Origin of the sequence: Exiguobacterium sp. TNDT2 (assembly GCF_003331145.1) — a bacterium.
In the GTDB taxonomy this organism is placed as follows: Bacteria; Bacillota; Bacilli; order Exiguobacteriales; family Exiguobacteriaceae; genus Exiguobacterium.
Genome location: NZ_QLVE01000056.1, coordinates 1 through 8,637 on the forward strand (window position 1 = coordinate 1; position 8,637 = coordinate 8,637).

Here is an 8,637-nt window from a genome sequence, read left to right on the forward strand (position 1 = left end):
GGCAAATAAAAAAGACTGCAGGCAATGTTTTGTCTACAGTCTGAAAGGAATGTGTGACAATGTCACACATTCCTTTGCTTATCCGACGACGATATTGACGAGTTTCCCTGGAACGACGATCACTTTGCGGACCGTCTTCCCTTCCGTGAACTCTTGAACGCGTTCGTTCTCGAGCGCATCGGCCTCGAGTACTTCTTTCGAAGCGTCGCGGGCCACATGCATCTTCGCACGGAGCTTGCCGTTCACTTGGATGACGACTTCAATCGTGTCGCTGACGAGTTTCGACTCATCGAACGTCGGCCATGCCGCGTACGTCAAGTCTTCTGTCATGCCGAGACGCTCCCACAACTCTTCGGCCAAGTGTGGCGCGACCGGAGCGAGCATCTTGATAAAGTTGACCATCTCTTGTTTTGGAAGCGTGTCTTGTTTGTACGCCTCGTTGATGAAGACCATAAGTTGCGAGATCGCGGTGTTGAAACGGAGCGCCTCGTAATCTTCTGTCACTTTCTTCACCGTCTGATGGTACGTCCGTTCGAAGTCAGCCGACGGCGCAACATCTGTGAGTTCCGTCTGGTCGAACAAGCGCCAGACGCGGTCAAGGAAGCGACGAGCGCCGTCAAGACCGTTCGTCGACCAAGCGATGGCTGCGTCAAGCGGCCCCATGAACATCTCGTAAAGGCGAAGCGTGTCAGCACCGTGCGACTTGATGATATCGTCCGGGTTGACGACGTTTCCTTTTGACTTCGACATCTTCTCATTGTTCTCACCGAGGATCATCCCTTGGTTATAGAGCTTTTGGAACGGCTCGTTCGTCGGGACGATGCCGATATCATAAAGCACTTTATGCCAGAAGCGAGCGTAGAGCAAGTGAAGGACCGCGTGCTCCGTACCACCGATATACAAGTCGACCGGAAGCCAGCGCTTCAACTTCTCTGGGTCCGCGATCATGTCCTCATTGTGCGGATCGATGAAGCGGATGTAATACCAGCAGCTGCCGGCCCATTGCGGCATCGTGTTCGTCTCGCGCCGACCTTTCTCACCGGTTACCGGGTCCGTGTACGTCAACCACTCGTCCGCGTTCGCAAGCGGTGATTCGCCCGTACCCGACGGTTTGATTTCATCGATGATTGGGAGTTCGAGTGGGAGGTCTTCGACCGGTACCGTTTTAAGCGTGCCATCTTCCATATGAACGATCGGAATCGGCTCACCCCAATAGCGTTGACGACTGAACAACCAATCGCGGAGACGATACGTCGTCTTGGCACGGCCGGTGCCAGCGAGTTCGAGTTCTTCGATGATCTTGGCGATTGCATCGGCTTTATTGAGGCCGTCAAGCGAACCTGAGTTGACGTGGACGCCGTCCTCGACGTACGCCGCCTCATCCAAGTTGCCGCCTGTGACGACTTCACGGATTGGAAGGTCGAACGTCTTCGCGAACTCATAGTCGCGCTCATCATGTCCAGGAACGGCCATGACCGCGCCGGTGCCATATGTCGATAACACGTAGTCGGCAATCCAAATCGGAAGCTTCTCCCCGTTGACTGGGTTGATGGCGTAAGCGCCTGTGAATACGCCGGTCTTCTCTTTGGCGAGGTCGGTCCGCTCGAGGTCCGTCTTTTTCGAGACTTCTTCGACGTACGCCTCGATGGCGACGGTTTGTTCCGGTGTCGCGATCGCTTTCACGAACGGGTGCTCCGGTGCGAGCGTTACGTATGTCGCGCCGTAAAGCGTGTCCGGACGTGTCGTGAACACCGTCACGACTTTATCGTGACCGTCGACTTTAAAATCGACTTCGGCTCCGACCGACTTGCCGATCCAGTTGCGCTGCATCTCTTTGACGCTTTCCGGCCAGTCAAGCCCTTCTAAATCATCGAGCAACCGCTCGGCGTATTCCGTGATGCGAAGCACCCACTGTTTCATCGGCACACGGTAGACCGGATGGCTCCCACGCTCCGACAACCCGTCGATGACTTCTTCGTTGGCGAGTACCGTCCCGAGGGCCGGGCACCAGTTGACAGCGACTTCGTCGACGTAGGCGAGTCCGCGGTCATGGAGCTGTGTGAAGATCCATTGCGTCCACTTGTAGTATTTCGGGTCGGTCGTGCTGATTTCACGGTCCCAATCGTATGAGAAACCGAGTTCTTTCAACTGGCGGCGGAACGTGCCGATGTTGCGCTCAGTGAACTCGCGCGGGTCATTCCCTGTGTCGAGGGCGTACTGTTCGGCCGGAAGACCGAACGCGTCCCACCCCATTGGATGGAGGACGTTGAAACCTTGCATCCGTTTCATGCGGGCGATGATGTCTGTCGCCGTGTAACCTTCCGGGTGACCGACGTGAAGTCCGGCTCCTGATGGATAAGGGAACATGTCAAGGACGTAGAAACACTCCTTGTCCGGGTCTTCTGTCGTCCGGAATGCATCTTTCTCGTCCCAACGCTTTTGCCATTTCGGCTCGATGTCTTGATGTTTAAAATAGTCCAACATTCATCCTCCTCTGCATAATAAAAAGCCTTCCGCCCCGGTAATGGGACGAAAGGCTTGAAAGCTTTCCGCGGTACCACCCATGTTGCATTTCTGCCACTTGAGACGCCGGTAACGAGGCGTAACTCCGGTTCACCCTACTATTCGTTCAGGCGAACTGCTCCAAGGCGAGTTCTCGCGGTCCATATACCGGTTCACACCACCCACCGGCTCTCTACACATACAGACGTCACGATACTATTCCTTATCAACGCAATTTTTATCTCACCTCTACATTCTAGCGCAAGATAAAAATCTACGTCAACGTCAACTTATCTTTACGTCTTAATTTGTTTAAGCGTCGAAATCGTTTTGACCGCGAAGAAGGCAATCAACCCGAAACCGACCTTGTTTATCAAATCGGCGACGTTATAGATGAGTTCTCGCACCAATTGGACTTCGACACCGGTCGCAAACAACGTGACCGCATAGCCAATCGGATAAATCGCCCAACCGATCAAAATGAACAAACGCATGTTGAGGAGCGCTTTCCGAATTGGGGCCGGAGACGATTCGGCCGCTTTCGTGACGTTCGTGAACAACAGATAGATGATATAGATCCAAGCCAAACAACCGACGAGATAGCCCCATAATCCAAGCTGGGTGAAGCCGCCATTCAAATTGATTGAAGACTCGCCAAGATATCCCGCGACGATCATGATGATGTCGGCGACAATCAACTTCGTCAATAATCCCGTCTTCATCTTCCCTTTCAGACTGAGCAAGAGCGGGAACTTCACGAGCAGGAGCGGCGTCGTCACGAGCCAGTCGATATAGCGAATCTCCGTCGGGAATCCCGTGATTTCCGATAGCAGACCCGAATCACCGACCGCGTCCTTCATAAAGTAATAATGAATCGCAGCGACGAACGTGACCAAAGCCGCGACGGTGGCGACAGACCGATATTCTGGATCAAGACTATTCCGTTCGACTAAAAAATAGAGCGTGGCGGCTGCCATTCCGACAAAGGCGACCCAAAACATATACTGGGTCGCGAGTACGAGCAGATTGACCTCTTCGTTCATGCTGTACATCTCCTCATTGCTGAAACAGGAAACGACGGAACGATTATGTGAAAGGATCCTTTGACTTCATTTTATCTGGCTGAACCTGTCCTCGCTTCATTCGGACATGCAGTCAATGTGCGAAACCGGTCAATTTTGAACATTCAGTGTCCGAATCTTCATGAAGAAGATGAGTGCCGTCACAATGAGGATGAGCAACAGACCGAACACCGCATTCATGCCAAGTACATCAAACGCGAGACCCGAGAGCGTCGGTCCGATCATCCGACCGACCGAGGCCGCGATATTGACGAGCCCTTGAAACTGTCCGGCTTTCCCTGATGGTGCGAGTTTCGCGGCGATCGTCGGGACCGCCGGCCAAATGAACATCTCTCCGATCGTCATGACGATCATCGCAACCATGAACATCGTGAAGCCGCCCGCGAACGGGACGATGACGAAGGCGGCAAGGAAGATGACGGCGCCGACGACCAATTGTTTCTTTAAATCGTCTTCAAAGTAACGTAACGCACGGTTGAGGAGCGGTTGAGCGAAGACGATTAAGGCGCCGTTCACCGTCCAAAGCAATGAATACTGGCTGATCGTCACGCCAAGGTCTTTCGAATGGACGGCGATTGTTCCTTGCCACTGGACGTACACGAACCAAAGGGCCGCATAGCCGATGGCGACGAACCACATCGATTTCATCGTCGCGCCTGACAATGTCGTCGCCGCCGCCTCAAGCTGCGACTGGACGATTGGACGGGCCGGGTCCTTCAAATAGCGAAGCCCGAACAAGAGGACGACGACGAACAAAACCGATAGGAAGAAGTTTGCATAAAAAATCCACTCGATGTCGATGCGCGCGATTTGTCCGCTCATTGCCGTCCCGAGGGCGACTCCGACGTTTTGGGCGACGTAAATCGCGTTGAACGAGCGGCGGCCACCCTCCGGCCAAATCGAGCCGGCGAAGGCATACACGGTCGGGAAAACAAGACCGCCGGAGAAGCCAATCAATCCAAGCCAGCCCAAGTAACCAAGGAATGTCGCATGAAACAACAAGAACCCGAGCGAACTCGCGAGCAACAGTCCGACCGAGAGGATGAGCGTCTGTTTCCCGCCAATGCGGTCAAACAGTGTGCCTCCGATATAGTTCCCCGCGATGGCGAGCGCCGAGTTGACGAGGAGGGCAATCCCTGCGAGCGTCATCGACTCGCCTAAATATCCGTTTATATAGAGTGTGTTAAATGGCCATAAAAAAGACGCCGCCGTCGTATTGAGCGCCATCGCGATGACCAAAATCCATACCGAAATCGGCATTTTGTTGTTCATACCCGTTACTCCTTTCATTCCCATTAAACGATAAAAATTCGGCTCGACGGCCGAATCAAGAATAAGTCCTTCTCCAAGCTAACGGAACACCCCATAACTGTCAAGAAAAATTACTTATTATGAAGTAAAGGAGTTGAATCCTTGTGATAGCATGAGCAAAGAAGGAGAGGATATTTATGCAACATCCATTTGGCGAAGCCAGATATCACAAATTGAATGAAGCCTATCGCCGCGAGTTCGGCGGGAAAGTGTTCAAAGTCCCCCTCGATGGCGGCTTCACTTGCCCGAACCGGGACGGCCTCGTCTCGAAAGGTGGTTGTACGTTCTGTTCGGATGACGGCAGCGGCGACTTCGCGGGCAACGCCTGTGATCCGATTCCGGTCCAATTCGCCGAAGTGAAGGCACGGTTGCACCGCAAGTGGAGACAAGCCCGCTACATCGCTTATTTCCAAGCGTTCAGCAATACGTATGCCCCGGTCAATCGGCTCCGTGAACTATTCGAGCCCGCCCTCGAGGAGGATGGCGTCGTCGGTCTGTCGATCGCGACCCGACCGGACTGTCTGCCGGACGACGTCGTCGACTATCTCGCGGAGTTGAATGAGCGGACGTCCTTATACGTCGAACTCGGCCTGCAAACGATTCACGATACGACGGCGAAAAAGATCAACCGGGGCCATGACTATAAGACGTTCCTCGATGGTCTGGCCAAACTGCGCCGGCGCAACATTCGCGTCGTTGTCCATATCATCAACGGTCTCCCCGGCGAGACGACGGAGATGATGCTCGACACGGCGCGAGAAGTTGCTAAAATGGACATACAAGGAATCAAGATTCATCTGCTCCACGTCTTGAAACAGACTCCGCTCGCCCGGCAATATGAAAAAGGGTTGCTCGAGCTCATGGACGAGACGACTTACGTCTCGCTCGTTTGCGACCAGCTTGAATTGTTACCGCCCGAGATCGTCATCCATCGGTTGACCGGTGACGGGCCACCGGATCTGTTGATCGGTCCGACGTGGAGCCGGCACAAGATGGCCGTCTTGAACGCCATCGATGCCGAACTGGTGCGTCGTGATTCCTTCCAAGGAAAAAAGAAGGATGAGAGCCATGGGATTAATGAGAGTCTTACCGTTCGCGAAGTACCTACTCCGTGAACACGTCATACCTGGTGCCGTCGCCATCGATATGACGGCCGGCAACGGGCACGATACATTGTTTTTAGCTGAACTCGTCCAAGCATCTGGCCACGTCTACGCGTTCGATGTCCAAGCAGCGGCGGTCGAAGCGACACGCACTCGCATCGAAGAGGCAGAATGGACGGACCGCGTCACCGTCATCCACGACAGCCATGACACGGTCCGAGCGATCGTCGCGAACGAGACGCGTCCGATCACCGCGGCCGTGTTCAATCTCGGCTACTTGCCGGGAAGTGACAAGTCGGTCACGACGACGGGCAACACGACCATCGACGCCCTTGAGCAATTGCTCGACGTCATGGCCGTCGGCGGTGTCATCGTCGTCGTCATCTATCATGGCCATGAGAGTGGCAAGGTCGAGCGCGACGAGGTGCTCGCATATGCCGAGTCACTCGATCAAAAACGCGCCGGCGTCCTCCGTTACGGCTTCATCAATCAAATCAATCATCCCCCGTTTATCGTGGCGATTGAAAAACGTACATGAAAATAGGCGACTCGCTCGAGTCGCCTGTTTTGTTATTCTCGGATCAATTCATAAAATGTGATAAGCGTCTCCGCGAACTTCGTGTTCAGTCGTTCATAGCCGAAATGCGGGAATCCTTCGAGCCGACGGATGTACACTTGGTCGCCGCCGATTTTTCGGCAGACGTTGAGCGTCAGCTTCACATCGGCGAAGCGGTCGTCCGGCGCATAGAAGCAAGCGAGCGGCAGCCGCGGCAAATGTTTCTTCTCTTCCTGATGTTCGACGATTTCCTCTTCGATTTCACGGTATTGGCCGTACGTGATTTCCCCGAAGCGCGACGACTCTTCCCCACCACCCATGAACGTCATCATGCCGAGCGGCAAATCCGGACGGAAACGGTCGACCGCACTGGCGACGACTTGTTTCAAGCCACCGATTTGGCGGGACGGATGCCAATCGAACAAGGGCGAGATGTACGTCAAACTACCGAGCGGCACCTCGTATTCCTGGAGCAACCGATTCGTCAATAACGCCCCGAGACTGAAGGCGATGACATGGATCGGCAACTTGTACTGGCTCGCCTCGCGTAGCGTGTTCTTGATTAACAGTTTATGGTCTTCCGCGGTCAAGCCGACCGTCTGTCCGGTAACGACGAGAACTTCATATTCATCTCGCAACCGTCCTAAAAACGCCTCGCTCAAGCGTGACGTGAACTGGAGCGGATAGACGATCACGATGACCCCTTTTCGTGATTCTTCTTCGTATGTCATGCTGTCACCTCATTTTATTATGTCCATATTTTTATACTAACAAAAAACATCAGCCGAGACTGATGTTTGTCAGAAAATCCGTCTAGGGTCTTAGCTCGGGTCATAGCGTAAATGGATCAGTTCCATCGGTTGATCGTATACTTCCTCTTGAATCCGATTTAACTCGATGAACGCCTCATGATTTAAAAAGGCGATCGCCTGCTCGTTCGAGCTTTCGACGTACAGTTCGATCGGTTGTACTTTACGTTCACGTAGATGCGTCAGCAGGACCGTTCCGAGACCTTGTCGGTGATGGGCCGGATGAAGATAGAGGCGTAGCACTTCCCACGTGTCTCCGCGGTCGATTGCATGATAGAACCCGATGACGTCGCCTTCGGCCTCACCAACAATGAACAACTGTTCTTTCGCTTCCTCGCTCGAACTGATGGCGCGGACAATCTCTTCTTGCTGATAAGCCCGTTCCATCACTTTTGAACGAACCTCGTCCTGTTCACTGACCGTTGCGAGTGCGATGTCGCGAATAGTGGCGGCATCTTCTGGTACGGCTTCCCTGATCTTCATAACGGCATCCCCCTTTTGGCCAATCTAGTAGTATCATTCCCCATCAGCAAAAAAATATCCTGCCTGCTTATTACTTTTTGATGTCGAAATGAAGGAAGACGTTATTTTCCATTTTGTGTTGGGTATAACAGTATCAATGCCAACTTAAAAAAGGAGTGTTACTATGGAACCGAAATTACAACATGATCCACAAGTCGAGCAAGCCAACAATCCGAATCGCCAATTTGACTCTGCAGAATCAAATGGTCCCCGCATTACATTGATGAAAGGAATTCTTTTAGGGGCTGTTGTTGGAGGTGCTCTTGCTCTCCTTAGCTCATCAAATCGTCAAAATACAAAACAATCCCTCTCCACTGCTAAATCATCTGTGGGTGGTTTAGTAAGTGAAGTCGCAAAAGATCCGAGCGGAAAAGCATCACAAGTCATCGATCAAGTAAAATCAGCCTCTGGTGTAATCCAAGAGGTGGCCACCGATGTTCAAAATGTCTATGAAAAAGTCGTTGGTGAAGTGGATACGGTGAAACAAGACTTGGTAAAAGTTGCCGGAACCGCCATGGAAGCAAAATCCGACCTTCAATCGATCGGCGAGAAAGTGGTCGAGGCAAAAGACACGGCGCTTGGCCAAGAAACGTCATCCGATTCTTCTTCTAATGATTCTTCTTCTAACGATTCTTCGAGCGACGATACATCTAAGGATGACAAAAACCAATCTTAACAAGAAAACGACCTTTCGAGTGAAAGGTCGTTTCAGACTGTAGACAAAACATTGCCTGCAGTCTTTTTTATTTGCC

The 8,637-nt window shown here is 52.7% G+C and carries 8 protein-coding genes and 1 other annotated feature; of the genes, 3 read left to right on the plus strand and 5 right to left on the minus strand.

Annotated elements, in window-relative coordinates; translation table 11 throughout:
• Positions 1-78: 78 nt before the first annotated feature.
• From leuS to DPV68_RS14435, 3 genes are all read right to left on the minus strand, one after another.
• On the minus strand, positions 79-2,484 hold the full coding sequence (leuS, locus tag DPV68_RS14425; protein WP_114167463.1) for a leucine--tRNA ligase: 2,406 nt from the start codon (positions 2,482-2,484) through the stop codon (positions 79-81).
• A 38-nt stretch (positions 2,485-2,522) separates the two neighbouring features.
• Positions 2,523-2,741, minus strand: a binding site (T-box leader).
• A gap of 57 nt (positions 2,742-2,798) precedes the next feature.
• Positions 2,799-3,545: a bacteriorhodopsin gene (locus DPV68_RS14430; protein WP_114167464.1), complete on the minus strand. Its 747-nt coding sequence runs from the start codon at positions 3,543-3,545 to the stop codon at positions 2,799-2,801.
• A 129-nt stretch (positions 3,546-3,674) separates the two neighbouring features.
• Positions 3,675-4,856, minus strand: coding sequence for an MDR family MFS transporter (locus DPV68_RS14435; protein WP_114167465.1), 1,182 nt, complete (start codon positions 4,854-4,856; stop codon positions 3,675-3,677).
• A 176-nt stretch (positions 4,857-5,032) separates the two neighbouring features.
• Here DPV68_RS14435 and mnmL point away from each other — a divergent pair, with 176 nt between their 5' ends.
• Together mnmL and mnmM are read left to right on the plus strand one after the other, a co-directional pair.
• On the plus strand, positions 5,033-6,010 hold the full coding sequence (gene mnmL, locus DPV68_RS14440; protein ID WP_232819667.1) for a tRNA modification radical SAM protein MnmL/YtqA: 978 nt from the start codon (positions 5,033-5,035) through the stop codon (positions 6,008-6,010).
• Positions 5,964-6,536: a tRNA 5-(aminomethyl)-2-thiouridylate-methyltransferase MnmM gene (mnmM, locus tag DPV68_RS14445; RefSeq protein WP_114167466.1), complete on the plus strand. Its 573-nt coding sequence runs from the start codon at positions 5,964-5,966 to the stop codon at positions 6,534-6,536. Before mnmL ends, mnmM begins: the two co-directional genes overlap by 47 nt.
• A 32-nt stretch (positions 6,537-6,568) precedes the next feature.
• On the opposite strand, the gene DPV68_RS14450 is transcribed toward mnmM, so the two are convergent.
• A complete protein-coding gene (locus DPV68_RS14450) occupies positions 6,569-7,285 on the minus strand; it encodes an alpha/beta fold hydrolase (protein ID WP_114167467.1) in 717 nt (238 codons plus the stop codon).
• 90 nt (positions 7,286-7,375) lie between these two features.
• Entirely contained in the window at positions 7,376-7,846 is a 471-nt protein-coding gene (locus tag DPV68_RS14455; RefSeq protein WP_114167468.1) for a GNAT family N-acetyltransferase, read from the minus strand.
• Positions 7,847-8,009: 163 nt separating this feature from the next.
• Here DPV68_RS14455 and DPV68_RS14460 point away from each other — a divergent pair, with 163 nt between their 5' ends.
• Positions 8,010-8,561, plus strand: a complete 552-nt coding sequence (locus DPV68_RS14460) for a hypothetical protein (protein ID WP_114167469.1) — start codon at positions 8,010-8,012, stop codon at positions 8,559-8,561.
• The last annotated feature ends 76 nt before the right edge of the window (positions 8,562-8,637 follow it).